At 73.1% G+C, this 25630-nt stretch carries 24 protein-coding genes and 4 pseudogenes; 16 read left to right on the top strand and 12 right to left on the bottom strand.

Going from position 1 to position 25630, the window contains the following annotated elements; all coding sequences use genetic code 11:
- Positions 1–25 precede the first annotated feature (25 nt).
- Positions 26–1184: pseudogene (locus tag ACEXOX_RS36140) on the top strand (magnesium and cobalt transport protein CorA).
- 206 nt (positions 1185–1390) lie between these two features.
- On the opposite strand, the gene ACEXOX_RS36135 reads toward ACEXOX_RS36140, so the two are convergent.
- From ACEXOX_RS36135 to ACEXOX_RS36125, 3 genes and pseudogenes are all read right to left on the bottom strand, one after another.
- Positions 1391–2770, bottom strand: coding sequence for an FAD-dependent oxidoreductase (locus tag ACEXOX_RS36135; protein ID WP_406525057.1), 1380 nt, complete (start codon positions 2768–2770; stop codon positions 1391–1393).
- Positions 2771–2990: 220 nt separating this feature from the next.
- Positions 2991–3754: pseudogene (locus ACEXOX_RS36130) on the bottom strand (SDR family NAD(P)-dependent oxidoreductase).
- Positions 3755–3911: 157 nt separating this feature from the next.
- Entirely contained in the window at positions 3912–4508 is a 597-nt protein-coding gene (locus ACEXOX_RS36125) for a hypothetical protein (protein ID WP_406525056.1), read from the bottom strand.
- A gap of 141 nt (positions 4509–4649) precedes the next feature.
- Here ACEXOX_RS36125 and ACEXOX_RS36120 point away from each other — a divergent pair, with 141 nt between their 5' ends.
- The gene (locus tag ACEXOX_RS36120; protein WP_406525055.1) at positions 4650–5159 is read left to right on the top strand and encodes a MarR family winged helix-turn-helix transcriptional regulator; all 510 of its coding nucleotides are present in this window, start codon (positions 4650–4652) and stop codon (positions 5157–5159) included.
- Positions 5160–5345: 186 nt separating this feature from the next.
- Here the strand turns inward: ACEXOX_RS36120 and ACEXOX_RS36115 are convergent, their stop codons facing one another.
- Together ACEXOX_RS36115 and ACEXOX_RS36110 are read right to left on the bottom strand one after the other, a co-directional pair.
- On the bottom strand, positions 5346–5588 hold the full coding sequence (locus ACEXOX_RS36115) for a ferredoxin (RefSeq protein WP_406525054.1): 243 nt from the start codon (positions 5586–5588) through the stop codon (positions 5346–5348).
- A gap of 7 nt (positions 5589–5595) precedes the next feature.
- Positions 5596–6795, bottom strand: a complete 1200-nt coding sequence (locus ACEXOX_RS36110; RefSeq protein WP_406525053.1) for a cytochrome P450 — start codon at positions 6793–6795, stop codon at positions 5596–5598.
- A gap of 197 nt (positions 6796–6992) precedes the next feature.
- Between ACEXOX_RS36110 and ACEXOX_RS36105 the strand changes: the two genes are divergently transcribed.
- Both ACEXOX_RS36105 and ACEXOX_RS36100 read left to right on the top strand, forming a co-directional pair.
- Positions 6993–8003, top strand: coding sequence for a methyltransferase (locus ACEXOX_RS36105; protein ID WP_406525052.1), 1011 nt, complete (start codon positions 6993–6995; stop codon positions 8001–8003).
- Positions 8004–8075: 72 nt separating this feature from the next.
- Positions 8076–9122 (top strand): methyltransferase, encoded by a 1047-nt coding sequence (locus tag ACEXOX_RS36100; protein WP_406525051.1) that lies wholly within the window; start codon positions 8076–8078, stop codon positions 9120–9122.
- A 94-nt stretch (positions 9123–9216) separates the two neighbouring features.
- On the opposite strand, the gene ACEXOX_RS36095 is transcribed toward ACEXOX_RS36100, so the two are convergent.
- Entirely contained in the window at positions 9217–10806 is a 1590-nt protein-coding gene (locus ACEXOX_RS36095) for an acyl-CoA carboxylase subunit beta (protein ID WP_406525050.1), read from the bottom strand.
- Positions 10807–10936: 130 nt separating this feature from the next.
- Entirely contained in the window at positions 10937–11731 is a 795-nt protein-coding gene (locus ACEXOX_RS36090; protein ID WP_406525049.1) for a BTAD domain-containing putative transcriptional regulator, read from the bottom strand.
- Between the two features lie 720 nt (positions 11732–12451).
- On the opposite strand from ACEXOX_RS36090, the gene ACEXOX_RS36085 reads away from it, so the two are divergent.
- Positions 12452–13387, top strand: coding sequence for a sensor histidine kinase (locus tag ACEXOX_RS36085; protein ID WP_406525048.1), 936 nt, complete (start codon positions 12452–12454; stop codon positions 13385–13387).
- A 48-nt stretch (positions 13388–13435) separates the two neighbouring features.
- Positions 13436–14049, top strand: a pseudogene (locus ACEXOX_RS36080) (DNA-binding response regulator).
- Positions 14050–14074: 25 nt separating this feature from the next.
- On the opposite strand, the gene ACEXOX_RS36075 reads toward ACEXOX_RS36080, so the two are convergent.
- From ACEXOX_RS36075 to ACEXOX_RS36060, 4 genes are all read right to left on the bottom strand, one after another.
- Positions 14075–15316: an acyltransferase domain-containing protein gene (locus ACEXOX_RS36075; protein WP_406525047.1), complete on the bottom strand. Its 1242-nt coding sequence runs from the start codon at positions 15314–15316 to the stop codon at positions 14075–14077.
- 33 nt (positions 15317–15349) lie between these two features.
- Positions 15350–17089, bottom strand: a complete 1740-nt coding sequence (locus ACEXOX_RS36070; protein ID WP_406525046.1) for a fatty acyl-AMP ligase — start codon at positions 17087–17089, stop codon at positions 15350–15352.
- A gap of 124 nt (positions 17090–17213) precedes the next feature.
- Entirely contained in the window at positions 17214–17429 is a 216-nt protein-coding gene (locus ACEXOX_RS36065; protein WP_406525045.1) for an acyl-CoA carboxylase subunit epsilon, read from the bottom strand.
- Positions 17430–17503: 74 nt separating this feature from the next.
- A complete protein-coding gene (locus ACEXOX_RS36060) occupies positions 17504–18178 on the bottom strand; it encodes an antibiotic biosynthesis monooxygenase (protein ID WP_406525044.1) in 675 nt (224 codons plus the stop codon).
- A 216-nt stretch (positions 18179–18394) separates the two neighbouring features.
- Here ACEXOX_RS36060 and ACEXOX_RS36055 point away from each other — a divergent pair, with 216 nt between their 5' ends.
- The 10 genes and pseudogenes from ACEXOX_RS36055 to ACEXOX_RS36010 all read left to right on the top strand — a co-directional run bounded on the left by ACEXOX_RS36055 (position 18395) and on the right by ACEXOX_RS36010 (position 25090).
- The gene (locus ACEXOX_RS36055) at positions 18395–18613 is read left to right on the top strand and encodes a hypothetical protein (protein WP_406525043.1); all 219 of its coding nucleotides are present in this window, start codon (positions 18395–18397) and stop codon (positions 18611–18613) included.
- Positions 18614–18769: 156 nt separating this feature from the next.
- Positions 18770–20239, top strand: coding sequence for an acyl-CoA dehydrogenase family protein (locus ACEXOX_RS36050; protein ID WP_406525042.1), 1470 nt, complete (start codon positions 18770–18772; stop codon positions 20237–20239).
- On the top strand, positions 20221–20472 hold the full coding sequence (locus tag ACEXOX_RS36045; RefSeq protein ID WP_406525041.1) for a hypothetical protein: 252 nt from the start codon (positions 20221–20223) through the stop codon (positions 20470–20472). Before ACEXOX_RS36050 ends, ACEXOX_RS36045 begins: the two co-directional genes overlap by 19 nt.
- A 63-nt stretch (positions 20473–20535) precedes the next feature.
- The gene (locus tag ACEXOX_RS36040) at positions 20536–21393 is read left to right on the top strand and encodes a 4'-phosphopantetheinyl transferase family protein (RefSeq protein WP_406525040.1); all 858 of its coding nucleotides are present in this window, start codon (positions 20536–20538) and stop codon (positions 21391–21393) included.
- 70 nt (positions 21394–21463) lie between these two features.
- Positions 21464–22225 (top strand): thioesterase II family protein, encoded by a 762-nt coding sequence (locus tag ACEXOX_RS36035; RefSeq protein WP_406525039.1) that lies wholly within the window; start codon positions 21464–21466, stop codon positions 22223–22225.
- A gap of 30 nt (positions 22226–22255) precedes the next feature.
- Positions 22256–23079 (top strand): annotated as a pseudogene (locus ACEXOX_RS36030) (BTAD domain-containing putative transcriptional regulator).
- Between the two features lie 116 nt (positions 23080–23195).
- Positions 23196–23465 (top strand): acyl carrier protein, encoded by a 270-nt coding sequence (locus tag ACEXOX_RS36025; RefSeq protein ID WP_030019036.1) that lies wholly within the window; start codon positions 23196–23198, stop codon positions 23463–23465.
- Between the two features lie 61 nt (positions 23466–23526).
- A complete protein-coding gene (locus tag ACEXOX_RS36020) occupies positions 23527–24240 on the top strand; it encodes an SDR family NAD(P)-dependent oxidoreductase (RefSeq protein WP_406525038.1) in 714 nt (237 codons plus the stop codon).
- On the top strand, positions 24240–24629 hold the full coding sequence (locus ACEXOX_RS36015) for a SchA/CurD-like domain-containing protein (protein ID WP_406525037.1): 390 nt from the start codon (positions 24240–24242) through the stop codon (positions 24627–24629). Before ACEXOX_RS36020 ends, ACEXOX_RS36015 begins: the two co-directional genes overlap by 1 nt.
- Positions 24626–25090 carry a DUF1772 domain-containing protein gene (locus tag ACEXOX_RS36010; RefSeq protein ID WP_406525036.1) on the top strand — a complete coding sequence of 155 codons (465 nt, stop codon included), beginning with the start codon at positions 24626–24628 and terminating at the stop codon, positions 25088–25090. The genes ACEXOX_RS36015 and ACEXOX_RS36010 overlap by 4 nt, the downstream gene beginning before the upstream one ends.
- Positions 25091–25203: 113 nt before the next feature.
- Here the strand turns inward: ACEXOX_RS36010 and ACEXOX_RS36005 are convergent, their stop codons facing one another.
- Complete coding sequence (locus ACEXOX_RS36005) at positions 25204–25602, bottom strand: SchA/CurD-like domain-containing protein (protein WP_406525035.1); 399 nt, start codon at positions 25600–25602, stop codon at positions 25204–25206.
- Between the last annotated feature and the right edge of the window lie 28 nt (positions 25603–25630).

The following is a 25630-nucleotide window of genomic DNA, read 5'->3' as shown; positions in this document are numbered from 1 at the left end:
CTCCGTCACGTAGGTCGGTTCCGTCATGAGCGTCGATCCTCCCGGCCGCGGGCTGCGCGGCCTGCGCGGGCTCCGCAAGCCGGCGAAGAAGCGGCCGGCCGCCGCGGCGGCGTCCGCCGACCGCACGGACGAGCCGTCGGCGCCGGACGCCGGCGCTCCGTCCGCCGGCAGTGTCATCAATGCCACTCTTTACCGCGACGGACATCGCCTCAGTACCCACGAAACCCTCGCCGACACCTTCCGGCACCTGCGCACCACCGCCGGGTCCATGGCCTGGATCGGTCTGCACCGGCCGTCGTCCTCCGAATTGGTCACCCTGGCATCGGAATTCGACCTTCACCCGCTGGCCGTGGAGGACGCGCTGGAGGCCCATCAGCGGCCGAAACTGGAGCGTTACGGCGAGACCCTCTTCGTCGTCCTGCGGGCCGCGCGCTACCTGGACGATCCCGAGGAGGTCGACTTCGGCGAACTGCACGTCTTCGTCGGCCCCGATTTCGTGATCACCGTCCGGCACGGCGGCGCCCCCGACCTGCCCGCCGTACGCCGCCGCATGGAAGCCGCCCCGGAACTGCTCGACCGCGGCCCCGAGGCGGTCCTGTACGCGATCCTCGACGCCGTCGTGGACGATTACGCTCCGGTGGTCGCCGGTGTCCAGAACGACATCGACGAGATCGAGACCGAGGTCTTCGGCGGCGACCCGCGCGTTTCCCGGCGTATCTACGAACTGTCCCGCGAGGTCGTGGAATTCCAGCGCGCGACCCGCCCCTTGAACAGCATGCTGGAAAGCCTGACCGCGGGCTTCGAGAAATACGGCATCGACGAGGAACTCCGCCGTTACCTGCGCGACGTCGCCGACCACGCCACCCACACCACCGAACGCGTCGACGGCTTCCGCCAGGCACTCCAGGACATCCTCACCGTCAACGCCACCCTCGTGAACCAGCAGCAGAACGCCGAGATGCGCGCTCTCGCGGAGGCCGGCTTCGAGCAGAACGAGGAGATCAAAAATCTCGTCGTGGGCGGCCATCCTGTTCGCCCCCACGCTGGTCGGCACCATCTACGGCATGAACTTCGACCACATGCCGGAATTGCACTGGGCGTTCGGCTACCCGTTCGCCATCGTCCTGATGGCGTTCGTGTGCACCGGTTTGTACGTCATCTTCAAACGGCGGGACTGGCTGTGAGCCACCACGGGGACCACCGGTCCGGCAGGGCAGCCTGACAAGACCGGACGCGGCGCGGCCACGCTGTCTCACGCTGTCTTCAGGAGTGTCCGGTCCCTTCGGATCGGATCGCGCGACGGGCGGGCGCGGTGGTCATCGCGCCCGCCCGTCGCGGGGACTGCCGTGGTACGCCGTTCCGATGGGCGGCGGCGTGGCCACGGAGTGGGTCAGTTGCCGCTCGGCGGCACCAGCTCGCCGTAGTCCTCGCGGTTGCCGCCGCGGTCCAGGTAGAGGTCCTCCGCCATCTTGCGCTGGACGGCCGGGACGTGGCGGGCGACCCAGAAGTAGCCGCGCATGGAGGCGAGGGTGGCCCGGCCGATGACCGGCTTGTGGATGGGCTGGTCGCCGCCGGTCTGCTTCAGGGACTCCTTGACCGCCTCGAAGCCGTACTGGACCATCTTGGCCTCGTAGGAGTCGACGGCCTTCAGGAGCGGGATGTCACCGCGGACGTACTCGATCAGCAGCTTGCACAGCCGGGCCGCGTCCCGCAGGGAGGTGTTGGCGCCGACGCCCTGGCCGGGGGTCATGGTGTGGATCGCGTCGCCGATGAGGGTGACGTTGCTGGCGCTCCACCGCGGGATCGGCACCGAGGTGCGGATGTTGATCGGGAAGGTGGTCTGCGGGTCGCCCATGCTGAAGAGCTTGCGCAGGTTGGGGCTCCAGTCGGACGTCATGTCCAGGACGAGCTTGATGAGCTCCTCCGGCGACTTCTTCAGGACGCCTTGCGGGAACTTGTCGGTGGAGGCCCAGAAGCCCCAGTTGATGTAGTCGCGGGTGTTGTCGAAGAGCAGCCCGGGCCACTGGTCGATGAGCGCCGCGTCGTTGCCGCCGATGCCGGACTTGACCCGGCCCTCCTGGTCCCAGCCGAACTCCATCGTGTGCAGGATGCAGCTGTATCCCTTGGGGGCGACGACCAGGCCGATGCCCTGGTGGACCTTGTAGGGCAGCAGCGCCCTGGTCTCCGGGGTGAGCGGGACCTTGGCGGTGATGGAGATGATGTTGGCGTCCTGCACCCGGGAGTGCGGCAGGTACTGCTGGCGCACGCGGGAGTTGGCGCCGTCGGCGGCGACGAGCAGGTCGCCGGTGGCGTTGGTGCCGTCGTCGAAGTACGCGGTGACGCGGCCGTCGGACTCCTTCTCGTAGTGCGTGAAGGTCTTGCCGAAGTAGACGTCGTCCTCGATACCGGTCAGCAGCACCTGCCGGAGGGTCATCCGGCTCACGGACCGCTCGTTGTTGACGGGGTCGTCGCTCTCGACGATGTCCAGGGTGACGCTGGGGGTGAGGTCCTCCTTGAGGAAGCTGAAGTACTTCGGCGCCCGGGCGCAGGTGGCGAGGAAGGTGTCGAACAGTGTGGGCGGCAGCAGGTACTTCAGCGCCCGGCTGCCGTCGGGGTTGATGCCCACGCGGTATCCGTGCAGGCCGGAGCTGCGGGTCTCCTCGCGCTCGTAGACCGCGAAGCTGATTCCGGCCCGCTTGAGGCCGTGTGCCAGGGCCATGCCACCGGTGCCGCCACCGATGATGAGGACGTGGAACGGTGAGTCGGTCATGTCGGGTTGTTCCCCTCAGGTGTCTTGCGGGTGTATTGCGTGGGCGTTTCTGGTCTCTGCGGTACCGCGGGTGGTAAGGGAAGGGGTACGGGGCAGTTCTCCCTGGCGGGTGCTGTGCTGTGCGGGCGGAGTACGGATCGGTTGCGGCGGCCTGGTGTCTGGAGGCCCCCGCGCAACGCATGCCCGATGGACGGCCGGTCACGTCCGTAACCCTGTGTTTTTAGAGGGACTTGAGCATCCCGGCGTCGATGAGCCAGTCGCCGCCCGTGGCGCCCGGGAGGCGTCGGGAGGCCAGGAGGACGACCATCGCGGCGACCTCCTCCGGGTCGATGAAGGCCCCCGTGGTCAGGCGCATCCGGCCGGGGACCGCGGCCAGCCGCTCCTCGGTGCCGGGGGCCGGACGTTCCAGGCGGTGCGGGTTGGTCCACGCATCGGTGAGGACCGGTCCCGGCGAGACGGTGTTCACGCGTACCCCCGCGGGCCGAACTCCTCGGAGAGCGCCTTGGCCAGGTTGGCCAGGGCGGCCTTCATCGCGCCGTACTCGGTGAGGGACGGCAGCGGCAGTTGTGCGTTGACCGAGCCGATGTTGACGATGGCGCCCCGGCTCTCCAGCAGGGCGGGCAGGGCCGTCCGCACGGCCCGTACGGTGCTCAGGAGGTTGAGGTCGAAGCTGGCCCGCCAGTCCTCGTCGGCCAGGTCCAGGAAGCCGGTGGCGGGTGTGGTGCGGCCGCCGACGTTGTTGACCAGGATGTCCAGGCCGCCGAAGGTGTCGACGGCGTGGCTGACCAGGCGGGCCGGTCCGTCCGGGGTGGCGAGGTCCACCTCCATGGTGTGCGGGGTGACGTCGCGCAGGGCGGCGCTCTCGCTGCGCGTGCCTCCCATGACGTGCGCTCCTTCTGCGGTGAGTGCCCGGGCGACGGCCAGGCCGATGCCGCGTCCGGCACCCGTGACGACGGCCCGCTTGCCCTGCAGCTTCAGATCCATGACGGCTCCTCGCGGTGCTCGTGGGGATGGGCGGTGCGGGGGTTCCCGCCGGTCGATCGTTGCCACGGGCTCTCGACCGTGGCTCGAACGGGAGCGGGTGTCGCGGGTGTACGGGGCCGGGCGGGCCGGGTGCGGCCCGTGCTCCGGGACCGTCGGTTCAGGCGATGGTGAGCCGGTTGGCGCCGGAGTCGAGCGTGATGTCGTAGCAGCCGGGCGTCGACGCGACCGGCTCCGCGCTGCGCCAGTCGGCCTCGGTGCGGGTGCCGGCCCATTCGCCGTCCAGCGAGAGGCCGGTGAAGCCGGTGTCGCCCCGCAGGGTGGCGCGCACGGAGGGCGGGCGCACGATCGTCGTCTTGCGGACACCGCTGCCGAAGTGCACGGCCACGGTGCGTTCGGTGTGCGGCAGGACGAAGCGCGCCTGGGTGAGCCCGCCGGTGACGGTCAGCGAGAGCAGCGGCAGGCCGGTCAGGTCGGCCTCGATGTGCGCGGCCGGGCCCTGGACCTCGATGTGCCAGGCGACGAGCGGGCTCAGGGTCACGTGTGCCGTGCGCCGGGCCAGGTCGAAGGGGTGGACGGGGCCGCGCCGGCGGATCGTGATCGTGCCCTTGCCGTCGTCCTCGACCAGCGAGTCCCGGCCGCCGAACTCGGTGCTGCACAGCTGCGGGGTGGCACCGGCCGAGACGTCGGCGACGTCCAGCATGAGGTGCTGGACCTGAGGGACGAAGACGAGCCGGCCGGTGGGGGTGGTGTCCATCGGAGCTCCTTTCACCGCACCAGACGTCCGTCTGGGCAAAAATCGTGTAAGTCGGAGTTCTAGTAGCTAGATTCTCTAGCCACTTAGAACTCTACGGAGCGGATCGCTAGAATGTCAAGAGACCCGGGGAGAGGATCGGACGTGACAGTGGAGAAGGTTCCGGAGCATCGGCCCGAGCGGGCCCCCGCCGACGACGGGCGGGAACGGCTCATAGAGGAGTTCGGCCTGGTCATGCAGGAGTTCCAGCGTTCGGCCGACACCCTCGACCAGCAGGTCGCCGACCGGCTCGGGCTCAACCGGACCGACCTGCGCTGCCTCGACCTGCTCTTCGGGCCCACCCCCATGAGCCCCAGCGAACTCGCCACCGCCGCCGGCCTGACCACCGGCGGCGTCACCACCGCCATCGACCGCCTCGAACGGTCCGGCTACGCCACCCGCACCCGGGACACGGCCGACCGCCGCCGGGTCATCGTGACGCCCACCGAGAAGGGTTACGCGATGGTCGCCGACATCTTCACGCCCATCGCGCGCGAAGGAGCGGAGTACCTGCGCGGACTCGGCCCGGACACCCTGAGCGAGATGGTCGCCTTCCTCCGCTTCGCCACCCGCCAGCAACGGGACCACGCGGCACGCCTGGCCGAGGGGGACTGAGCCACCAGCGCGCGGCACGGGCTGCCGGTGGCGGACGACACGCCCGGCTCCGTGCCCCGTACCGGAGCTCCAGCCCGTACGGACGCCCCGCGCACATACGCCGGCCCCGGCTCCGTTCGTACCGTCGCCGCCCCCGTGGGGGTGGCGACGGCGCGAGCGGAGCCGGGGCCGGCCGTGCGTCGCGGATCAGTCCTCTGCCAGGCCCTCCACCCGGATGGAACGCGTCGGGCAGCTCCTCCTGGCGCGGAGGAGTTCGCGGGCCAGCTCGGCGGACGGGTGCGGATCGAGGACGACGACACAGCCGTCCTCGTCCTGGCCGAAGACCTCCGGGAGCCGGTTGACGCACAGATTGCTGGTCACACAGGTCTCGTTGTCCGCGACGACGGTCAGCCGGATCTCGGGGCCGTCCGGAGTGCCGGTGCCGGGCATGCCGGCCTCACCACTTCACGGGGATCGCGGCGTACCCGGCGAGGAACCCGCCCACGGGGCGGACCAGGTCCTCCCCCGGCACCGCGAGGGCCAGGCGCGGGAAGCGGCGCAGCAGGCCCGCGGTGGCCTCCTGGAGTTCCATACGGGCCAGAGCCGCGCCGGCGCAGAAGTGGATGCCGGCGCCGAAGGTCAGGTGGTGGTTGTCCTCGCGCCGGATGTCGAGGGTGGTGGGGTCGGTGAAGACCTCCTCGTCCATGTTGCTCTCGACGGAGAGCAGGACGGTGCTGCCCTCGGGGACCACCGTGCCGTCCTGGAGGGTGATGTCCTCCAGGGCGTAGCGCAGCGAGCCGAGTGAGGTGCCCATGATCTGGTAGCGCAGCAGCTCCTCGACGGCCGAGGGGACGAGCGAGAGGTCGGCCTTCAGCTCGGCGGCGGCCGCGGGCCGGTGCAGCAGGACGGCCATGCCGGTGCCGATCTGGGAGGCCGTGGTGACGTATCCGGCGATGAGCAGGGTCTTGACCCAGTGCTGGAGCTGGTGGTCGGTGAGCTTGTCCGGGTCCTCGGCGTTGACCTTGATCAGGTCGCTGATCAGGTCGTCACCGGGGTCGGCCCGCTTGGCGGCGATCAGCTCGGAGAGGTAGTCCCAGTACTGCACGCGGCAGCGCTCGACCTCCTCGTCCGACAGTTTGCTCACGGACAGGTAACCGTCGATCAGGGTGCGGAACTTGTCCCGGTCCTGCGGCGGCACGCCCAGCATGTGGCAGATGACGAGGATGGGCAGCGGGAAGGCGAACGCCTCCATGAGTTCGGCCTCGTTGCTCCCGTCCGCCTCCATGGCGTCCAGCAGGTCACCGGTGATCTGCCGGACCACGGGGCGCAGCGCCTCCAGCCGGCGGTGGCTGAAGGCGCGCATGACGATGCCGCGCTCGACGAGGTAGCGCGGCGGGTCGTTGTCGATCTCGGGGTCGGCGAAGAGGTCGTTGCTGGCGGAGATCCGGGAGACCGGGTGGCGGGCCCAGTTGCGGCTGAGCCGTTCGTCGGCGTACAGCCTGCGGACGTCCTTGTAACGGGTGACCAGGACCGCGGGGTCACCGCTGGGCAGCGTGATATCCAGCAGCGGGCCCTCCCGCACGGAGCGCCAGTCCGCCGGGACATCAGGCGCGGGGGCCCACGGGAAGGGGTAGCTGACCGGGCACTTGGAGCTCACCTGACACCTCTCTCGGCTGCGGGGGCTGTCGTGCGCAGTCTTGGAAAGCGCACTGGTGCCGGGCTCGACGTCCGGTGGAGCCGGGCCGGCCGGGGCCCGGCACGGGACGACCGCGGATCGAGCGGTTCTCCATCCGGCGGTGCGAGATTCCGTTGCGGACAGGTCCAGGGACAGGGCGGCGAAAGGGAGTACCGGTCATGACGGGCAGCGCTTCGGACCTCGGTACGGCGGCGGGCATCCTGCGTCTCGGCAATCGGTTCTGCGACGCGAAGGCGCTGCTCACCGCCGTACGGCTGGATCTGTTCACCGTCCTGGACGACGGGCCGGCCACGGTCGGCGAGCTGCGCTTACGGCTCGGTCTGCACGGGCGGGGTCTGGCCGGCTTCCTCGCGCTGCTCGCCGCCCTGGGCCTGCTGCGGCGGGACGCCGACGGGCGCTACCGCAATTCCGACGCCGCCGCCCGCCATCTCGTCACCGGCCGCCCGGAAGCGGTCGGCGGCTTCCTGCACGGCGCCGACCTCAACCTCTACCCCGTCTACGGCAAGCTCGCGGAAGCGCTGCGCACGGGCCGGCCGCAGGCCGAGGGCGACTATCTGGGCATGCTGCGGGACCCGGTCGCCACCGGCCACTTCGTCCGCATGATGGACGGTGTCACCGCCGGGCTGGGCGAACCGGTGCTCGCCGCGCTGGACGGCGTGGAGTTCGGTTCGGTGCTCGACGTGGGCGGCTGCCGCGGGCATCTGCTCGGCCAGGTGCTGACCGCCCGCCCGGACCTGCGGGGGCACCTCTTCGACCTGCCGCAACTGGAGCCGTTCTTCGACGCGTACATGGCCGAGACCGGCCTCACGGGGCGGACCGTCTTCCACGGCGGCGACTTCTTCCGTGACCCGCTGCCCCCGGCGGACGTGCTGATCTACGGCCATGTCCTGCACGACTGGGACGCGGCCCAGCGGCAGCGACTGCTGGAGGCGGCGTACGAGGCGATCCGCCCGGGCGGCGCGCTGGTGGTCTACGACCGGATGCTCGGCGAGCGGCCGGACGACACCGAGAACCTGGTCGCCTCGCTCAACATGCTGCTGCTGACCGAGGGCGGCGGGGAGTACACCCTCGCCGAACTGACCGAGCAGGCCCGCGCCGCGGGCTTCACCGCACCGGAGCACCGGCCGCTCGCCGACTTCGACACGCTCGCCGTCTGCCGCAGACCCTGACCCGGACCGCACCCCCGCGCCCTCCTTCCGGCGCCCCGGACCACCGCACCGACACCTCAAGGAGACGTACGTATGAGCCGTTCCCTCTCGGACCAGCCGACCTCGGCCGAGTACCTGCCCGTCATGTTCGGTTTCGCCCTCTTCCAGATCGGCGGGGCCGTCTCCCGGCTCGGCATCCCCGACGCGCTCGGCGACTCCGCGAAGACCGCCGCCGAGCTGACCGCGCACACGGGCGCCGACCCCGACTTCCTGCACCGGCTGCTGCGGGCCGCCGTCCCGGCCGGGCTGCTGTCCCAGGACGGGCAGGGCCGCTTCGCGCTGACCCCGCTCGGCGGCATGTACCGCAGCGACTCGCCGCTGCACGGCGGCCCGCTGGACGCCATGCACGGCGCGCCCGAGGTCTGGCAGGCGTGGGGCGCGCTCGAACAGTGCGTACGGACCGGCAGGCCCGCCTTCGACCTGGTCCACGGGCACGGCCTCTTCGAGCACATGGTCCGGGCGCCCGAGCACGCGGAGGTCTTCCACGCCGCGATGGCCGCCGGCAGCGCGGTGCAGGTGCCCGCCATCGTCGAGGGGGTCGATTTCACGCGCTTCCGCCGGGTGACGGACGTCGGCGGCGGGAACGGCACCCACCTCGCCGGTGTCCTGCGCGCCAACCCGGAGGTGCGCGGCACCGTGTTCGACACCCCCGACGGGGTCCTCGACGCGCCCCGCGTGCTCAAGGAAGCGGCGCTGGAGGACCGTTGCGACGTCGTCTCCGGGTCGTTCTTCGACTCGGTGCCGGCCAGGGCGGACGCGTACCTGCTCAAGAACATCCTGCACGACTGGGACGACGCCTCCTGCCGCCGCATCCTCGGCAACTGCCGGGAGGGCCTGGCGCCGGGCGGCCGGATCATCGTCTTCTCCTCGGTGCTCGCCGAGGGCCGGCACGACGAGGACCCGGGCGACGCGCTGGGTGCCGCGCTGATGGACATCGAGATGATGACGGTCACCACCGGGCGCGAGCGCACCCGCAGGGAGTTCGAGGAGCTCTTCGCGAGCGCCGGGCTGAAGCTGGCCGGGCTCACACCGCTGAAGTGCCCGTTCCTGTACTACGCGCTGGAGGCCGTGCCGGTCTGACGTACGGCGGCGTAGGCGGCCGGGCGGCCCGGGGTCCTCCCCGGGCCCCCGGCCGGGTACGGCGGACGGTGCCGGGCCCCGGGTCCCGGCCGCCTCACAGCGGTACGTTGCCGTGCTTGCGCTCCGGGAGGTCGGCGTGCTTCCCGCGCAGCGCGGCCAGCGCCTCCACCAGCACCCGGCGGGTCTCGCCGGGGTCGATGACATCGTCGACCAGGCCCCGCTCCGCCGCGTAGTAGGGGTGCATCAGTTCCGCCCGGTACTCCCCGACCAGGCGGGCCCGGGTCGCGTCCGGGTCGGCGGCGGCCGCGATCTCGCGGCGGAAGATGACGTTCGCCGCGCCCTCCGCGCCCATCACCGCGATCTCGTTCGTCGGCCAGGCGAAGGACAGGTCGGCACCGATGGAGCGGGAGTCCATCACGATGTACGCGCCGCCGTACGCCTTGCGCAGGACGACGGAGACCCGCGGGACGGTCGCGTTGCAGTACGCGTACAGCAGCTTCGCGCCGTGCCGGATGACACCGCCGTGCTCCTGGTCGAGGCCGGGCAGGAAGCCGGGGACGTCCACCAGGGTCACCAGGGGGATGTTGAACGCGTCGCAGGTGGAGACGAAGCGGGCCGCCTTCTCGGACGCTTCGATGTCCAGCACCCCCGCCAGCACGGCGGGCTGGTTGGCGACGAAGCCCACGGTCCGGCCGTCCAGCTTCGCGAGCGCGCAGACCACGTTGCGTGCCCAGCCCTCGTGCACCTCGAAGAACTCGCCGTCGTCGACGATCTCCTCGACGACCGCGCGCATGTCGTAGGACCGGGCCGGGTCGGCCGGGACGAGGGCGGTCAGCGCGTCGGTGCGGCGCTCGGGCGGGTCGGTGACCGGGACCTCCGGCGGCAGTTCGCGATTGTTCGCGGGCAGCAGCGACAGCAGGTAGCGGACGTCCTCGATGCAGTCCGCCTCGTCGTCGTAGGCGAAGCCGGCGACCCCGGAGACGCCCGCGTGCACCCCGGCGCCGCCCAGCCCGTCCTGGCTGATCTCCTCACCGGTCACCGCCTTGACCACGTCCGGCCCGGTGAGGAACATCTGGGACGTGCCGCGGACCATGAACACGAAGTCGGTCAGCGCGGGGCTGTAGGCCGCGCCGCCCGCGCACGGGCCGAGCACCACACTGATCTGCGGGATGACGCCGGAGGCACGGGCGTTGCGCCGGAAGATGCCCCCGTAGCCGGCCAGGGCGGTGACGCCTTCCTGGATACGGGCCCCGGCCCCGTCGTTGAGGCCGACGAGCGGGGCCCCGGCGGACAGCGCGAGGTCCATGATCTTGTGGATCTTCGCGGCGTGCGCCTCGCCCAGCGCGCCCCCGAAAACACGGAAGTCGTGCGCGTAGGCGAAGACGGTCCGGCCGTGCACCCGGCCCCAGCCGGTCACCACGCCGTCCCCGTGCGGCCTGCGGTCCGCCATGCCGAAGCCGGTGCTGCGGTGCCGCCGCAGCGGCTCGGTCTCCGTGAACGACTCCGGGTCGAAGAGCAGGTCCAGCCGCTCCCGCACGGTGAGTTTGCCCTTGGCGTGCTGGCGCTCGGTGGCGCCGGGGTCGGGCCCCCGGCGCACCTCCGTCTTCAGGCGGCGCAGTTCCTCGGTGGACCGGCGCAGGTCGGGCCGGGGCGCGGCGGCGAGGAGTTCGTCGAAGGTCGTCATTGCGCGACCGTAGGAGCGGTGCCTCAAAGGGTGCTGAAGACGGGCTGGAAGGTTCCTCGCCCGCCGGTCGACGCCTGTGCCGTGCCCCGGCCAGGCGGTGGGCGCCCGGCCGGGGGCGTGGCACGGGCCCTCAGTCCGCGCCCGCGGCCGCCAGGTCCGGCACCGTGCCGCCGGAGAGCACCGCCTGGTGGAGTTGCTGGAGGAACGGGGAGGGCTCCAGGCCCAGCTCCGTGACCAGGGTGCCGCGCAGCCGTTGGTACGCCTCCAGGGCGCGCCACGAACCGCTCGAACGGTGCAGGGCCAGCATGAGCTGGGCGCAGAACCGCTCGTGCATGGGGTGACGCGCCGTCAGCACGAGGAGTTCGGGGACGAGTTCGGCGTGGCGTCCGAGGTGCAGGTCCGCGCCGATGCGGCATTCCAGGGCGGCCATCCGGCTCTCCTCCAGGCGCAGGGCCTCCAGTTCCAGGACGCTGCCGGCCCGTACGTCGACCAGCGCGGGCCCCTGCCACAGGGCAAGGGCCCGGGAGAGCAGCCGGGAGGCGGTGCGGTGGTCCGCGGCGTGGCAGGCCGCCCGTCCGCCGGCGACCAGTTGCTCGAACTCCTGGACGTCGATCCGCCCGGGACGCACTCGCAGCAGATAGCCGCCGAACCGGGTGACGAGCACGTCCTTGGCGTCGACGGCGGGGTTTCCGGCGAGCGCTGCGCCGATCTTGCGGCGGAGCTGGAGGATGTACGTCTGCAGCGTGGTGGAGGCACTGCGCGGTATGCGCTCGCCCCAGATCTCCGCCATCAGGGCCGGTACCGTGACGACATGGTCGGCCTGCAGCGCCAGCATGGCCAGGATCTGCCGGGGCTTGGCCGCGCTGGGTACCACCGGGACGCCGTCCTCGTGTGCGGTCAGCGGGCCCAGTAACGTGATGTCCATTGCGCGCTCTCCCCTCCAGGTTCACCTCGCACGGTCCGGGCCCCGGGGCGTGACACCCGGTGCCTGTCGATCAGAGTGGCATCAAGGTCACGGGGCGCCCAGTGACCGAGGCACGAACCCGGACATGAGATTTTCACACTCCGCCGATGACGGCGGCAGGCACCCGCCGCTCCGGGCCGGACCCGCCGGCCGTACCGCGCCTACGGAGCGGGGCACGGCCACGCCCCGGTGAACGGACGGCGGCTCACGGATGACCTCTGGGATCCCCGCCTTTTATCCGGCTGACCGACTTTGCACAACCAAAGCGCCATTACTGCCCATTCTTTCGGTCAAGTTCTCACCATCCGGGTAACGTATGCGCGGGACTTCGCGTCCCGCCGCGCCAACTTACGAGGAGGCACCGCATGGTTGACCCTTTTCGGCGAACGGCTGCCGGAGCCGCCCCCTCGATACGGGGACCAGCGGAAGCAGACACCGTGCCTCGTTAGGACAGGGGGTGGACGACCAGCCGTTCCGCGTCGTCCCGGGGGTGAGATTCCAGCCCTCCACGTGGCCAGAATCATTACCGTCATTGTGCTGTGCGGCTATACAGCCGTCCCTCTCCTCGATGTTCTCCGGGATGATCCGCCCCTAAACCTTCTGCTAATGTGTTGCGGTTCGGCATTCGTACTCTTCTTCTTGCAATTGCTGCACAGTACGCCACGGGCCCGCCACTGGCCGTTGCCGCTGAAAACCCTGACCCTCACCGCCCAGTCCGTCCTGACATTCCTCCCGTTCCTGTGTCTGGGCATCACGTGGGCCGGTATGAGCGGCATTCTCGGCGCCTCGCTGCTGCTCATGCTGCCCGCGCCGCTGTCCTGGTTCCTGTTCGCCCTGGTGACCGCGGTGGTCGACGGCTGGGCGTTCGCCCTCGGGGTGCCGGCCGTCGCCGAGCTGTACACCCCGCTCACCACGCTGCTCACCGGACTCGTGCTGTACGGGCTGACCCGGCTGACCGACCTCGTGTACGAGGTCCACTCGGCGCGTACGGCGCTGGCCCGCATGGCCGTCGCGCAGGAACGTATGCGCTTCTCCCGGGACGTGCACGACCTGCTGGGCTACAGCCTGTCCGCGATCACGCTCAAGTGCGAGCTCATCCACCGTCTGGTGGTGACCAACCCGGCCCGCGCCCAGGAAGAGGTGACCACCGTCCTCGGAGTGTCCCGGCAGGCCCTCGCGGACGCCCGGCTGGTGGCGCGGAGTTACCGCGAGATGTCCCTGGCGGACGAGGCCGAGTCGGCCGCGACGGTACTGGCCGCGGCGGACATCCGGGTCACCCTCGACCTCTCCTGCGGCCGGCTCCACCCGGCCGTGGACACGGCGCTGGCGACCACCCTGCGCGAGGGGGTCACCAACATCCTCCGGCACAGCAAGGCCCAGTCGTGCAGCGTCACGGCGGTCCGCAAGGACGACACCGTCTGGCTCACGCTCGTCAACGACGGGGTGGTGGACAAGGGCCGGCCCGCCGGCTCCGACGGCAGCGGCCTGAACAACCTGGGCACCCGGCTCGCCGCCATCGGGGGACGTGTCACCTCGGGGGTACGCCGCGACGGGCGTTTCCACCTGGAAGCACATAGTCCGGTCCGACCCGGCGCGATATGCCCGGAGCATAGATAATCTTCACCGCACGGCCGGAAGAACCGCACGTTCGATCGGGGGACACCCATGCTGTCGGTGAGGATCCTGCTTGCCGAGGACGTGCACATGATCAGAGGGGCTCTCGTAGCCCTGCTGGAGCTGGAACCGGACCTCGAAGTGGTCGCCTCTCTGGACCGCGGCGACACCATCGTGGAGACCGCGCTGCGCACCCGCCCCGACGTGGCCGTCATCGACATCGACCTGCCGGGTGCCGACGGCATCACCGCCGCGGCGGAACTGCACCAGCGGCTGCCGAGCTGCCGGGCGCTCATCCTCACCAGCCTCGGCCGCCCCGGCACGGTCCGCCGGGCGCTCAGCGCGCACGTCGCCGGCTTCCTGCTGAAGGACGCTCCCCCAGCGACCTCGCCAGGTCCGTCCGGTCGGTGGCGGCGGGCGAGCGCGTCGTCGACCCCCAACTGGCCCTGTCCGCCTGGGAGGCGCGGGACTCACCGCTGTCGCCGCGGGAGACCGAGGTGCTCCGGCTCGCGGCCCGCGGCGCCGACGCGGCCGACATCGCGCGTTCCCTCTTCCTGACCAGGGGGACCGTCAGCAACTACCTCACCGCGATCGTCACGAAGCTCAACGCCCGCAACCGGATCGACGCCATCCGCGCCGCCGAGGAGGCGGGCTGGATACCGTGACGGCGGCGGTGCCGGGACCGGGCGGTCACCACCTGGCCGCTCCCTCGGCGAGCGGCCGGACGTCCAGCGCGGAGAGCACTCCCGCCAGGTCCGCCACACCGCTCCCCGGCCCGTCGCACACCGGGAAGCAGCTCGGCCCCGCCGCCCCGCCGATCCGGCGCACGTACGGGGTGAGGACGGCCCTCGGCGCGATCTCCACCACGTGGGTCGGCGCCTCCTGGCACAGCATCCGCCGTACGGCCTCGGCGAACCGTACGGGCGAGGTGAGCTGAGCGGCCCAGTAGTCGGCACCCAGCGGCTCCGCCCACCGGCAGCCGTACACCGTCGAGTAGTAGCCCGTCCGGGGCCGCTCCGAGACGATCCCGGCCGCCCGTGCGCGCAGCCGCGGGACCGCCGGTGCCATCAGCGGCGAATGGTAGGCATGCCCGGTGGGCAGCAGCCGGCTGGCGACGCCCTCCGCCGAGAGGGCGTCGCGCGCCCGGGCCAGGGCGTCGAGCCGGCCGGAGAGCACGGTGGCCCGGGCCGCGTTGACCGCTCCGACGTGCACCCCGGGCTCCGCGGCGGCCGCCAGGGCCTCGTCCGGGCCCGCGCAGACGGCCAGCATGCCGCCCCCGCCCGGCAGCCGCTGGACACACCCGCCGGACAGTGCGGCCAGCGCCGCCGCCTCGGCCAGCGGCAGGGCCCCGGCGATCACGGCCGCCGCCAGCTCCCCCACTCCGTGGCCGACCACCGCGACCGGCCGCACCCCGGCGTCCAGCAGCGTCCGGGCCAGGGCGTAGCCGACGGCGAACGCCACCGGTGGCGACAGCACGGCACGCTGCGGGCCCGGACCGCCGTCCCGGACCAGAGCGGCGACCGAGCAGCCGACGTGCGGCCGCAGCGCCTCGTCCGCCCGGTCCAGGCAGGCGCGGTACGCGGCGGATCCGCGCAGGAGGCCGGCCGCCACGGCGGGGTGCGGACCGCCCGGCCCGCCGAGCACGAACGCCGGGCGGATCCGGTGGCCCGCGTCCCGGCGGACCCGGCGCGCGGTGAGCTGGTGCGCCAGGGCGCCCACGGAGGGGTAGACCCAGAAGTCCTCGGGGTCGAGCAACGGGCCGAAGCCCTCCTCGATCTCGCCGAACAGGACCAGCATCGCCACCGAGTCCAGTCCGCACTCCGCGAGGGGCGTCTGGGGGCCGATCTCCCGGGACGCGTAGCCGGAGATGCGCCGGATGAGCCAGTGCAGCGGGTCCGGCTCGTACGGCCCGCCGCGCGGTGGTGCCTCCACGTAATCCCCCTTCGCTTCCCGCCCCCGCGGGTCTCACCCGGCCAGGGCGGCGGATCCGGTGCTGAGGTCGCCGTCGAGCCGCTGGTGCAACGGGCGGATCCGGCCGCGCAGGAACAGGTCGCGCATCGCCGAGCGCTCCACCTTGCCGCTGGTGGTGCGGCGCACCGTGCCCGGGCGGACCAGCAGCACCCCGCCGACCCGGACGTCGAACTCCTCGGTGAGGCAGCGCTCGACCTGGGTGGCGAGGGATTCGAGGTTCACGTCGAAGCCGGTGCGGGTGCGCAGCTCCTGGACGACCACGACCCGCTCCCGCTCCCCCGGTACGCCGAACGCCGTGCCGGGCCCGAACAGCGCGCTGACGCGCTGCACCGTGCGCTCGACGTCCTGCGGGTAGAGGTTGCGTCCGGCCACGACGATGACGTCCTTGAGCCGCCCGGTGACGAAGAGCCGGCCGTCGCGCAGCGCCCCGAGGTCCCCGGTGCGCAGGTAGCCGCCCTCGCCGTCCGCCGTGACGGCCTGGAAGGTGCGGGTGGTCTGGCCGGGGTCGCGCCAGTAGCCGCGCGCCACGCCCCCGCCGCGCACCCAGATCTCGCCGATCCGGCCTTCCGGCAGTACGGACCGGGTGTCCGGGGCGACGATGCGGACGTCGCAGCCGGCGGCGGTCCCGCAGGACGCCAGGCGGCGCGTCGGCCGGCCCGGTACGGGGGCGCGCCACAGGTTGCGCTCCAGGGCTTCGGCGTCCACCGCGCACCCGTCGTCCGGGTCCTTGTCCCGGCCGCCGGTGACCAGCAGGGTGGCCTCGGCCAGTCCGTAGCACGCCGAGAAGGCCTCGGGGCGGAATCCGGCGGGGGCGAAGCGCTCGGTGAAGTCCCGCAGCGTCGCGGGCCGTACGGGCTCGCCGCCGGAGACGGCGGTCCGCCAGCGGCTCAGGTCGAGTTCGGCCACCTGCTCGTCGGTGACCCGGCTCACGCACAGCCCGTACGCGAAGTCGGGGGCGCCGCTGACGGTGATCCCGTACCGGTCGACGGCCTGCAGCCAGCGCACCGGGTGGCGGACGAACGTCTCGGCGGGCAGCATCACCGAGGTGCTGCCCAGCCACAGCGGGTGCAGCAACTGGCCGACCAGGCCCAGGTCGTGGTGGAGCGGGAGCCAGCCGCCCAGCCTGGTGCCCGGTTCGGTCCCCAGTGCCTCGTGCATCGCCCGCTGGTTGGCCAGCAGGTTGGCGTGGGTGACGACCACCCCGCGCGGGCGGCCGGTGGAGCCCGAGGTGTACTGGAGGTAGGCGACCGTGTCGGGAGTCAGCGCCGGGGGCCGCCAGGGGTCGGCGGCGGGCACCACGTCGGCGGGCAGACAGAGCGTGCCGCCGTGTCCGCACTCCGCCAGCATCCGCGACATCTCGGGGGCGAGCGCGGCGTCGGTGAGCGCCACGCACGGCGCGGTGTCGCGGACGATCCCGGCGATGCGCTCCGTGTGGTGGGCCCGTCCGCCGCCCGGCGGGGCCGGTACGGCGACGGCGCCCGCGTACAGGCAGGCCAGGAAACTGACGGCGAACCGGTGGCGGGAGCGGTGCAGGAGCAGCACCCGTTCGCCCGCGGCGCCGTGGCTCTGCAGCCAGCCGGCGAGCCGGCGCGCCGAGGTGTCCAGGCTCCGGTAGGTGACCGTCTCCGGCTGCGGCCACTGCGCGCCGTCCGGCAGCAGGAGCAGGGCTTCCCGGTCCGGGTCCGTTTCGGACCGGGCCAGCATGACGTCGGTGAAGGTGCGGTGCGCGGTCAATGCGTCCCCCTCGCGAGAAATGCCTCGGTGCTGTTCTCGAACGCGGGCCGGCGGTCCGGCGGCGCGCACGCCCGGGCCGCGGCGCACAGCGGTCCGCGCCGGCCGGCGGTGGCACGACGACGGCTCATGGCGCGGACCAGGACACCGCGGAGCGGCGCCGGGAGGGCGTGCTGCCCCAGGAGGCGCGGCGCGGAGCACCGGTGGTCCCCGGGCGGCCGGGCGCCGCTGGGGAGGGCGGCGCCGCGGCGCTCAGCAACGTCGTCAGCACGGCGGTCAGGGCGGCGAGTTCGGCGTCGTCCGGGTGACCGCGGAGCACGGTGAAGAGGGCGTGATCCGGCATGGCGCCAGTCTGTGCCGATCAGCTCGAACGCCGGTGGAACTCCGCCTGCGGAACGCTTGAGCCGGTCCACGGGGTCAGCTCCGTCCGCCGACGGTCCGTACCCGCTCGAAGGCGAGTCCGGATGTCAGGTGGCGCAGGTGCCGCTCGCCTACGTGGAAGCGGTCACCACGCGTCGCGGCGTCGCACGACGCGGCGCTGTCCCACCAGATGAGGCCGAGGTAGGCACGCGGTTCGACGGTGTACCGCAGCAGCAGGCAGCCTCCGCACCCGGGGTCGTTCAGGAACTGGCCCGCCAGGGCGCCGAATTGCGCTTCGAAGGCGGCCGCCGGTCCGGACAGCTTCATCCTGACCAGCAGCGCGTGTGCGGCTCCGGCCACGGCGGGGCCGTCGCCCAGGAGTCCGACCGCCACCGCCTGCCCGGGTTCGACGGCCGCCAGCTCGCCGAGCCGGTCCAGCCGTGCGCAGGCCGCGTCCGAGTGGACCGCGCCGAAAAGGTGCTCGGGCGACTGCCAGAAGGCCAGGTGGACGTAGGCGCCCGGGCGGTCCAGGGACCGCAGGACCACCTGGTTCGCCAGGCCCTTCGCGAGGTTCCAGGCCCGTACCTGGCGGGCGAGTTCGCCCTCGAACTCCTCCGCGCCGCGCTCGTCGCCGAGTACGCACCGCACGACGGAGGCGACCTGCCGGCCCCGCTCCCCGCCTAAGACGGCGGGAGACGGCTCGCGTCCCTCCCCGCCTGGGACGTTCCACATCACTGCGCATCTCCCTCTCGGAACCCGGTGATCGCCAAGGACCGGAGGACTCGCCTCCGGCATCCGGAACGGGCAGGTGCGGGGCCGGACGGCACCGGCGGCGCGGCAGCTCACACGCGGGTGCCGCCGGGCCCCGCCGCGAGGGTTCTTCGAGGTCCGGTCGAGCACCGCTTGCCAGGCTGCCGCGCCCGAGCCGTAGCCGAAGGGACCGACACCATGCCACGTACCGACCGTTCCGCCGGACCGCGACCGGCCGGCGTGCTGCGCAGCCTGCTGCGGCCGGTGGCCCGCGCCCTCGTCATGTACGGCTGGCTGTGGCTGCCGGGCGTACCGCCCCAGGATTGTTACGGCGCCACCTGGCCGTACGGGCGCGAGGACCCGGCACGGCCGGTGCGCGCCGGTAAGTCCAGCACGGCCGACTTGAGCGGCCCTTGACCGCAGCGCGAGGCCGCGGGCACCGCGTGGGGGCGGCAGCCGGGTGACGGAAGCGGCGGACAGCGAGGGGGAGGCGGAGACGATGACCGTGGCCACGAGCGCCGCCGGGCCGGGCCCGGCGGAGGGGCCGGGGCGGCCCGGGCCGCCGAGGCCGCCGTGCGGGAGCGCGTCGCCCGGCTGGAGCGCGGCTTCGGGGACCCGGACGACCCGGGCAACCCGCTGGGCGCCGCGCAGTTCGTGCGGGCGGACGCCGGGCGGCGGCTGCTGCCGGCGGCCGAGGCGCTGCTGGACGGCTTCCGGTTGCAGGCCGAGATCGTGCCGGAGGAACTGGGCGGCCGACTGGGGCGGCTCGACGTACTGGCGCGGGTGCTGCGGGCGGTGTTCCGGCGGGACGCGGCGCTGGGGCTGGCCTGCGGGACGGGTCCGTACCTGGCCGCGGCGGCCGTGTGGGCCGGGGGCTCGGCGCGGCAACGCCACCGCACCGCTGACCTGCTGCTCTCCGGCGGCCGGATGGCCTGCGCCTATCCGCAGCCGGCCGAGGGCAACGCCTTCCTGCACAACGGTTTCACCGCTTCCCCGGACGGTGCCGGGTACCTGCTCGACGGCCGCAAGGAAGCACTCAACAACGCTGCCCGAGCGGCGTCCCTGCTGCTGTTCGCGCGCGTGGACGAGCCCGGCGGGAGCGGTCACCGCGCCTTCCTGATCGACGCGCCGCAGGCGGACGCGCCCGGATTCCGGCTGCTGCCCCGGCGGTCCACCACCGGCGTCCGCGGCTGCCTCGTGCACGGCCTGGAGTTCACCCGGTACCCCGTGACGGCGGACCGGCAGCTCGGCCCCGGTACCGGTACCGGTACCGGTACCGGGGCGGAACTGGCCGCCCGCGCCTTCCCCGTCATCCGCAGCACCGGCCCCTCGATGGCGTTGGGGTGCGCGGACACCACACTGCGCACGGCGGTCGCCTTCGCTCGCGCGCGCGGCCGGGCGTCGGTGCGCGCGCCCCGCACCCGTCAGGCGCTCCAGGACGCGTTCAGCGACCTGCTGCTGTGTGACGCGCTCGCGCTGGTGGCCACCCGGGCGGCGCATCTGCTGCCGCGCGAGAGCGCCACCCTGAGCGCGGTGGTGAAGTACCTCCTGCCCATGTTCCTGACCGAGACCGCATACGACCTGTCGGCGGTGCTCGGAGCGGAGTCGTACGCGCGGCAGGGCGCGTACGCGGCCTTCCAGAAGGCGCTGCGGGACCTGCCGATGATCGGTCTCGGCCCCGCGGGCAGCGCGGCGAGCCGGGCGGCCGTCGCGGATCTGTTGTCGCGGCTGCCCGGGCTGCGGCCGCCCCCGAAGGGGCGGCCGGTGCGGCGCTGTTCCAGTGCCACGAGCCGGGGCTGCCCGCGCTGCGACCGCGGGAGTTCGTCCTGCCCGCGGAAGGCGACTCCCTGGTGGGCGGTCTGGAGGAGACCGTCGAGCGGGCCCGCGCGGCGGGCGGCGGCGAGCTGGACCGGGCGCTCGCCGGGTACGCCACCGCGCTCGGCCGTGAGCTGGACCGGCTCCGGCGCGACTGCGCTCTGCCCGGCCGGTCCGGCGGCCCCGCGCGGACCCGGGTGTACGGGCTGGTGGACCGGTACGCGCTGATCGCCGCGGGCGCCGCCTGCCTGGGCGTGTGGCGGTACCGCACCGGCACGGACGACGGTCTGCCGGCCGGACCGGCCTGGGCGGTCATGGCGCTGGCGCGGGTCCTGCGCAGGCTCGACCCGGCGGCGCCCCGGCCTCCCGCGTCGGCCGCGGAACCGCTGCTCACCGAACTGCTGAACCGTTTCGACGACGCCCGCAGCTTCGACCTGTACGCGACCCCGATCGGACGATGACCCCGCTCGGACGGTGCCCCGCCCGGACGACGACCCCGCTCGGACGATGACGAGGAGACGGCGATGCCCCGCCCGCCCCGTACCCCTCCGCCGCGCCCCGTACGCCCCCTGGAAGGGCCGCTCCCCGCCACCGACGCCTCCTGGCAGCCGGTGCGCCGGGAGCTCCGCTCCACCGGCGCCTCGGTGGTCTACGGAGCCGTCGCCGACTGGCTCCCCGCCGACCTCGGTGACCCCCGGCTCGCGGCGGCGCTCGGCCAGGACCACGCGCGGCTCCGCCACCTGACCAGACCCCAGGTCCGGCGCCGGTTCGTGGCGTCCAGACTGCTGCTGAAGACGGCGGCCGGCGCGGTCCTCGGCGCCGCCCCCGAGGAGCTGGACCTGGCGTACAAGCCCGGCGGACGCCCGTACCTGCGCGGCATCGACCAGCTCGACGTGAGCCTGAGCCACACCGAGGAACTCCTCGTGGTGGGGCTGACCCGGCACAGCCGCATCGGGGTGGACGTGGAACACGCCGAGCGCCGGATGCTCGGCCTGGGCACCGAGCGCCAGGTGTGCACCCCGTACGAACTGGAGGCGCTGCGCCGTGTCGCGGAGGACCGGCGCAACGGCGAACTGGTGCGGCTGTGGACGCTGAAGGAGGCCTACAGCAAGGCGATCGGCCAGGGGCTGCGCTTCCGGTTCACCGAGTTCGGGTTCGGTGCCCGGGGCGGACGGATCCGGCTGCTGCGGCCGGACGGCTCGCCCGGCGTCGGCGCGGAGTGGGACTTCGGCAGTTGGCGGGTGGCCGGCCGGTTCACGGTGAGCGCGGCCGTGCACGACCCCGGGTTCGGCGGCCGGCCGGGGCCCGGTGGGCGGTCGCCCTTCGACGCCGCGTCGACCGGGCCGCTGCCGCTTCCCGACCGCGGTTCCACCGCTTGTTGAGCGCCGTTCCAGCAGATGCGGTGACGCTCGTTCCGTCTCGCCTGCCGACATCGTACGGAAAGGAGATACGGTGCGTCGTTTTCTCGCTGCGCGATGGCCCGCCGACGGCTCGGCCCGCAGACTGCTGTGCTTCCACCACGCCGGCGCGGGGGCCATGTCCTTCGCCGGATGGCAGCGGCGGGTCGGCCCGGGCGTGACGGTCCTGCCGGTCCGGCTGCCCGGCCGGGAGTCGCTGCGGGGCGAGGCCCCGGTCACCGAGGCGGCGACGCTGGTCGAGGCGCTCACCCAGGAGCTGGGGCCGCTGCTGGACGCGCCGTACGCCTTCTACGGGCACAGCCTGGGGGCCCTGGTGGCCTACCGGTTCGCCCACCACCTGATCGAGTCCGGGCACCGGGGGCCGGAGTTGCTGGCGGTCGGCGCGTGTCCGGCCCCGCGGTCGCCCTCCCGGCTGCTGACGGGCGCGGCGGGGTCCGGCCTCACCGACGCGGAACTGGTGGGTCTGCTGGTCGACGGCGCGAGCGTGCCCGAGGCGATGCTCGCCCGGGGCGGGTGGCTGCGTGCGACGCTCCGCACCCTCCGGGCCGACCTGCGGCTGGCCGCCGGTCTGCGCGAGACGGCGCCGGCCACCGTGCCCTGCCCGTTGTGGGCGTTCGCGGGGACGGAGGACCCGCTGGTCGACGTCGCGCAGGTCGGTGCCTGGCGGCACTGCACGACCGAGCGGTTCCGCCTGCGGACCGTGTCCGGCGGCCACTTCTTCGTCCGCGGCCGGGAGGCGCCGCGGGCCGTGGGAGAAGCGCTGCACACGGTCATGCCCGTGCCCCGTACCGCCTGAAAGGTTCGTATACAGATAGGGGATCCGCGGATGGACATCAGCGTACTGGGGCCGTTCAGAGCGGTTCAGTCGGGAGCGTCGGTGACACCCACCGCCGTCAAGCCCCGCAAGGTGCTCGCCCTGCTCGCCCTGCAAGCCGACCAACTGGTCTCGACCTCCTCACTGGTGGAGGAGGTCTGGGGAAGTCGCCGCCGCGCAGCGTGCAGACCACCCTGCAGACCTACATCCTCCAACTGCGCACCCTCATCTCCGCCGCTCTCGGCGAGGACCGCGCGGGGTTTCCGAACGGCGCGAAGAGTGTCCTGGTGACCGAACCCGGCGGTTACCTCCTCGACACCATGGGCGGGCTGGTCGACGTCCAGGAGTACGAGGCGCTGGCCACGGCCGGCCACCGGGCGCTGGAACAGGGGGACTGGGGCGGCGCGGCGAGCTGCCTGGGCCGGGCGCTGGCGCTGTGGCACGGCCGGGCCCTGGTCGACGTGCAGTGCGGCCCCCTGCTGGAGGTGGAGGTGACGCGCCTGGAGGAGTCGCGGATGAGCGTCCTTCACGCGCGGATCGAGGCGGACCTGAGGCTGGGCCGCCACCATGAGGTCATCGGTGAACTGTCCGGGCTCGCCGCCCGCCACCCCCTGCACGAGGGCGTCCACGGACAGCTCATGGTGGCGCTGTACCGGGCGGGGCGCCGCGGTGACGCCCTCAACACCTACCGGCAGTTGCGTGCCGCGCTGGGCCAGCACCTCGGCCTCGACCCGTCGCCGGGCATCGAGGACCTCCAGCAGGCGGTGCTCGACTCCTCGCCCCTGCTCGGCCTGGACGGCTCCCTGCCGCTCGGGCACCTGGTGCGGGCCGGCTGACGCCCGGCCCGTGCCCGGGGCTCCGCCCCCGCCCGCTCTTCGCGTCACCGCGCACCGGGCCCTGCCCGCCATCCGGGACCGGGCCCTGACCGCTACCCGAGAAAGGAACACGGACGATGAGCGACATCTCGCTGGCCGAACTCAACGAACTGCTGCTGGAGTGCGTCGGGGCACCGGAGGAGGGCATGAGCCTCGACGGTGACGACGCCCTCGACACACCGTTCCTGGAGTTCGGCTACGACTCCCTGGCCCTGCTCCAGGTCACGGGCGTCATCGAGCGCCGCCACGGCATCGCGCTGAACGACGACGCGGTGGCCGAGGCCGTGACGCCGCGCCTGCTGCTGGACCTCGTCAAGGAAGCGCCGCGCGCCGGGGCGGCCCGGTGACCTCCCCGGCCCCCGCTCCCCCGGCCCGCCCGCCCCGGGAGCCGGCTTCGACGGCCGCCGGGTGGTGGTCACCGGCGGCACCCGCGGCATCGGCCGGGCCGTCGCGCTGGCCTTCGCCCGGGCCGGCGCCCGCCTCGCCGTCGTGCACCGCAGCGGCGGCGAGGCGCCCCGGCAGGTCGCCGAGGAACTGACCGCCCTGGCGGGCACACCGCCGGTCCTGGTGCGCGCGGACGTCACGCAGGCGGCCGGTGCCCGCACGGTGGCGGACGCGGTGGGTGAACACCTCGGCGGCGTGGACGTGCTGGTCAACAACGTCGGGGTGGACGGCCACGCGAAGTTCGAGGACCTCACCGAGGCGGAGTGGCACCGGGTGCTGAACCACAACGCCACCTCCGTCTACCAGGTCACCCACGCGCTGGCGGGGCAGCTCGCGGAGGGCGCCTCGGTCGTCAGCATCGGCGCCTCGGCGGGGCTGCGCGGGCGGCCCCTGGGCGTGCACTACAGCGCCTCCAAGGCGGCCCTGGTCGGTTTCACCCGGGCGCTCGCCAAGGAGCTGGGCGGCCGGGGCATCCGGGTCAACACCGTGGCCCCCGGCGTGACCGCGGCCGGTCCCGGCACCGGCCCGCCGCCCCCGGTCGCCGAGCGGATCGCCGCGATGACGGCGCTCGGCAGGCTGGGCCGTCCCGAGGACGTGGCCGGCGCGGTCCTGTTTCTCGCCGGTGACGCGGCCGCGTACGTCACCGGTGTCACTCTCGACGTAGACGGAGGAATCTGATGCCTTACGCCGCCATCACCTATCGCGTCATACCGGGCCACGAGGAGGAGATCGCGGAGATCTTCGCGGGCTTCCAGCGGGTCGACCGGCCGGAGTTCGCCGGGGAGTCCGGCGAGCAGGCGGGCCGGCTGCTGGGTACGGCCGTGTTCCTCAAGGACGACGTGCTGGTGCGGGTCATCCACTACGAGGGGGACTTCGCCGCCGTCGGCCGCCACATGGCCGCGCAGAAGGGCGTGCACGTCCTGGAGGAGAAGCTCGCCCCGTACCTGGCCGAGCGCCGGGACACCCGTTCCGCACCGGACTTCGCCGCCTACTTCCGCGACGCGACGATGCGCTCGATCGCGCAGCTCACCGTCGACACCCACCCCACCGCCACCCGGGCGTCATGACCGGTGCGCTCGGAGTCGCGGCGCTGCTGGGCAGCGGCATCACCGCGGGGGTGCTGTTCGCCGTGGCGTTGAGCGTGCTGCCCGCACTCTTCGCCATGGACACGGGCACATACGTGTGCGCGCACCAACTGCTGGGACGGAACTGGGACCCCACCATGCCCGCCATCGTGCTCGGCAGCGCGCTGGCCGACGGGGTCCTCGCGGCCCTGGCGAACGGTACGGCGCGGCTGCTGTTCGTGCTCGCCACCGTGCTGCTGGTGGGGGTGTCGGCCGTGTCGCACCTGTGCAACGTGCCGATCAACCGGCGGGTGAAGGCCGTCACCGACCCCGCCGCGCTGCCCCCGGACTGGCAGGACCCGCGGCCCCTGTGGCGCCGCTGGCACCTGCTGCGTACGGCGCTCGCCGTCCTCGCCCTGGTGGTGACGGCCGCCGCGGTCACCTCGACGGGCAACACCGTCTGACTTCTGCTACGGCCGTCACCGCGGCCGGAGCCCCGGCACGGCAACGCCTCCGGCCCTCCCGCACGCCAGGTGCGGGAGGGCCGGAGGCGTGAGCGCGCGGCAGACCGCGGGGCTCACGTTCGCGGTGCCTCCTGCCCGGGCTCCTCCCGGTCGCGTACGGAGATCTCGGCGACGGTGGTCAGGAGGCTGCGCCGGAACGTGGCCACGAACCCCTCCGTCGTGTCGGTGTCCCGGGGGCGGCTCAGGTACGGCTTGAGCTTGCGCTCCACCTCGCGCACCCCGGGCTGGCCCGCCATGTGCCGGGCGACGGCGTCCAGGTCGCCGGTGTACTCGATGACCCGGACCAGGGTGTCGTCGCGCAGGAAGACGGCGGTGGCCAGGATGGTGCCGGCCGCGCGGCCCCGCGCGTCGGTGACGCTGCTGCCGCGCACCCGCTGGAAGTTCCCGAAGATCTCGGCCAGTTCCTTCTCGTGACCGGGCTCGACGTCGTACGTGATCGCTGCGAACGGCATGGGACGGCTCCTGGTGGCTGCGGACGGG

Source organism: Streptomyces sp. Ac-502 (assembly GCF_045222935.1).
GTDB lineage: Bacteria > Actinomycetota > Actinomycetes > Streptomycetales > Streptomycetaceae > Streptomyces > Streptomyces monomycini.
The sequence above is the reverse complement of the archived record's forward strand: the minus strand, read 5'-3'. Positions and strand labels throughout refer to the sequence as shown.

Coding starts and splice junctions, on each gene's coding strand:
- ACEXOX_RS36095 (WP_406525050.1), bottom strand. CDS start 10,806: ATGACGACCTTCGACGAACTCCTCGCCGCCGCGCCCCGGCCCGACCTG.
- ACEXOX_RS36100 (WP_406525051.1), top strand. CDS start 8,076: ATGAGCCGTTCCCTCTCGGACCAGCCGACCTCGGCCGAGTACCTGCCC.
- ACEXOX_RS36125 (WP_406525056.1), bottom strand. CDS start 4,508: ATGGACACCACCCCCACCGGCCGGCTCGTCTTCGTCCCTCAGGTCCAG.
- ACEXOX_RS36135 (WP_406525057.1), bottom strand. CDS start 2,770: ATGACCGACTCACCGTTCCACGTCCTCATCATCGGTGGCGGCACCGGT.
- ACEXOX_RS36090 (WP_406525049.1), bottom strand. CDS start 11,731: ATGGACATCACGTTACTGGGCCCGCTGACCGCACACGAGGACGGCGTC.
- ACEXOX_RS36010 (WP_406525036.1), top strand. CDS start 24,626: ATGACCGGTGCGCTCGGAGTCGCGGCGCTGCTGGGCAGCGGCATCACC.
- ACEXOX_RS36065 (WP_406525045.1), bottom strand. CDS start 17,429: ATGCCGGATCACGCCCTCTTCACCGTGCTCCGCGGTCACCCGGACGAC.
- ACEXOX_RS36115 (WP_406525054.1), bottom strand. CDS start 5,588: ATGCCCGGCACCGGCACTCCGGACGGCCCCGAGATCCGGCTGACCGTC.
- ACEXOX_RS36015 (WP_406525037.1), top strand. CDS start 24,240: ATGCCTTACGCCGCCATCACCTATCGCGTCATACCGGGCCACGAGGAG.
- ACEXOX_RS36005 (WP_406525035.1), bottom strand. CDS start 25,602: ATGCCGTTCGCAGCGATCACGTACGACGTCGAGCCCGGTCACGAGAAG.
- ACEXOX_RS36025 (WP_030019036.1), top strand. CDS start 23,196: ATGAGCGACATCTCGCTGGCCGAACTCAACGAACTGCTGCTGGAGTGC.
- ACEXOX_RS36055 (WP_406525043.1), top strand. CDS start 18,395: ATGCCACGTACCGACCGTTCCGCCGGACCGCGACCGGCCGGCGTGCTG.
- ACEXOX_RS36060 (WP_406525044.1), bottom strand. CDS start 18,178: ATGTGGAACGTCCCAGGCGGGGAGGGACGCGAGCCGTCTCCCGCCGTC.
- ACEXOX_RS36040 (WP_406525040.1), top strand. CDS start 20,536: ATGCCCCGCCCGCCCCGTACCCCTCCGCCGCGCCCCGTACGCCCCCTG.
- ACEXOX_RS36105 (WP_406525052.1), top strand. CDS start 6,993: ATGACGGGCAGCGCTTCGGACCTCGGTACGGCGGCGGGCATCCTGCGT.